A 2,453-nucleotide genomic window follows, 5' to 3' on the forward strand; every position below is an offset into this window, starting at 1 on the left:
ATATTGTCGAACGTGTCGTTGTGACATGCAATGTCCGACCTATTGCCGATCCACAGCCGCGGCTGAACCGTGGATAGCAGCGGGCCGAGATTGTTCTCCGCCGCGAATCCCGGCAGATATTGCGCCGTATCGAGAGACCCGACGTAGACGGTCGGCGCGCCCGGCACGTTCGCGCTGGCGAGAATGCGGTCGAGCGCATCGGCGAGATCGGTGTCGACCCGGTCGAAATCGAAGCCGTCCAGCCTTTCGTTATAGGAATAGCGCCCCGCCTTCCCCACGAAGGCCTCTGCGCGGGTCGCGCTCGCGAAGCGCAGAAGATAGGCGCGCAACGCGACCGGCGATGTGGCGGCGGCGCGCACGACCGGCCAGTCGTTGACCAGGCCACGCACCACCACCGGCTCGCAGCGCGCCGCGATCTCGCGGAACTGCGCCGGATCGGCAAAGGGATCGGCCGCTATCTCCGGCACCGCTATCGTCATGCAAGCAGCCGGGCGTTGCGCCGCCGCGCGAGAACGGCGATCTGGTTCAACGAAAAGGTCATGCACATCGCCGCCTGCAGATATCCCTTGCGGAACAAAGCGGCGATTTCGACGTCGGGCAGATCGTTCAGGCCGTCGCGGCTGACGGTATAGAGCCCGTCGAGATCGAGCCGCTTCCCGTCATCGAAGGTCAGCGAGATATCGAGCGGTTCGACCAACCTCAGTCGCAGCAACTCACCGATGAACGCGCGAGTCTCATGAATGCCGCTGTGCAATTGCCCGAGTATCATCTGGATCTTGCGCAGCGCTTCGGTCGGCGTGCCGCCGTCATCGAAGAGGGCGATATCCGCCCCCGCACCGAACCGAGGATGTCCCGGCTGGACGGCGATATTCTCGTCCGCGACATGAAAACCCTGCCGTTGCAATTCGAGCGGGCGGAACGTCGCGGCCTTCTCGCCGGCCTCGAACAAAGTCTCCCCCGGTTCGAAACCGAACAGCGCGGCGGCATAGAATTCCCCGGTGGCCGGGTCTTTCGCGAGAAAGATCGGACATGCGCTTGCGGCCGCGGGAAACTCGCCGAGAACGATCATCACGAAATGCGGATGGGCGACGCCGGCATCGCTGCGAATCGCGAGATTGCGGTGCGCCTGATCGTTCAAAATCTCAAACTCGGCCGCCATCCCGCTCTCCCAGCCTTTGTTGTGCGGCGGTGTTGTACGCCACCTGCACCGCCTTTGTAGGGCCTGAATAGCAGGTTCGAAAACGCTGACAAATAATTCTTGATAGCGCTACCTTTTCGCGTTACCCAAAGCGCAGACCGGAACCGCAGATTCCGGAGTCGAGGGGATTTGGCGGCCTGACCGCACTGAAACTTCGTCTCCGGCAAACTCTGCATCGAGGTCGTCAGCCTCGGGGAAGGTGGTTGGCGTCGAAGCCGTCCCGACGCGAGAATGATCAGGACGGGGGAGGATGTGATGAAGAAGCAATCCAATTCGCGGGTGAACGGTGCGCGCGCGACCAGGCGCTTGTTGCTGACCGCCGCACCGGGCGTCGTTGCACTGACGATCGCCGCGCCGGCAATCGCGCAGGACGCTACGACGACGCTCGCCAGCCCGTCGGAAACGCCGAACGATATCGTCGTCACGGGCCTGCGCGCGTCGCTGCAGCGCAATCTCGACATCAAGCGCGATTCGCCCGGCGTGGTCGACGCGATCTCGGCCGAAGACATCGGCAAGTTCCCGGATTCGAACGTCGCCTCCGCGATGCAGCGCCTGCCGGGCATCTCGATCCAGCGCTCGGGTGCGCGCGGTGATGCGACCGGCGTCACCATCCGCGGGTTCGGCCAGGACTTCATCGATACTTTGTACGACGGCCGCCATATCTCGACCGCAACCGGCAATCGCGGCGTAGACTTCACCACGATCGGCTCCGATTTCGTCGGCCGTCTCAGCGTCTACAAGACGCCGGACGTCGAGCTTTCGACCAGCGCGATCGGCGGGATCATCGACGTCTCGCTGCCCAAGCCGTTCGACCGCGACGGCTTCCACCTTGCCGCCACCGCTGCCGGCTCGCTCCAGTCGCGCGACAAGAATGCGCGCGCCACCGGCGGCCTGCTGGTATCCGACACCTTTGCGGACAATACGATCGGCGTGCTCGCCGACGTGGCCTATACCCGTCGCGACACGACGTCGAACCACGTCTTCATCCCCGGCTGGATCGGCGCGCATTTCGCGCCCTGCCAGTCCGGGCCGATCGGCACGGATTGTTCGCCGACGAACGATCCGGCGAGCGCGGCCTGGGCGACGCCTAGCAACCGCCAGTCGATCCTGACCTGGTTCCCGCAGCAGCAGGGGATCGAGCAGACGTTCAACCAGGACGAGCGCGTCGACGGGCGCATCGCGGTGCAATGGCGGCCGACCGACAGCATGTTGCTGACGATCGACGACAATTTTACCCGCCAGACCTTGAACAGCA

General features: G+C 64.1%; 3 protein-coding genes. 1 reads left to right on the forward strand and 2 read right to left on the reverse strand.

From position 1 onward, the window contains the following. Both BGN95_RS15815 and BGN95_RS15820 read right to left on the reverse strand, forming a co-directional pair. On the reverse strand, positions 1–479 hold a 479-nt coding region (locus BGN95_RS15815; RefSeq protein WP_286773264.1), incomplete at its 3' end, for a cupin-like domain-containing protein. Then, positions 476–1,159 (reverse strand): SapC family protein, encoded by a 684-nt coding sequence (locus tag BGN95_RS15820; protein WP_265311816.1) that lies wholly within the window; start codon positions 1,157–1,159, stop codon positions 476–478. The genes BGN95_RS15820 and BGN95_RS15815, both read right to left, overlap by 4 nt. A gap of 294 nt (positions 1,160–1,453) precedes the next feature. On the opposite strand from BGN95_RS15820, the gene BGN95_RS15825 reads away from it, so the two are divergent. Continuing rightward, on the forward strand, positions 1,454–2,453 hold a 1,000-nt coding region (locus BGN95_RS15825; protein WP_286773265.1), incomplete at its 3' end, for a TonB-dependent receptor plug domain-containing protein.

It is taken from the genome of Sphingomonas sp. 66-10 (genome assembly GCF_001897045.1).
GTDB lineage: Bacteria > Pseudomonadota > Alphaproteobacteria > Sphingomonadales > Sphingomonadaceae > Sphingomonas > Sphingomonas lycopersici.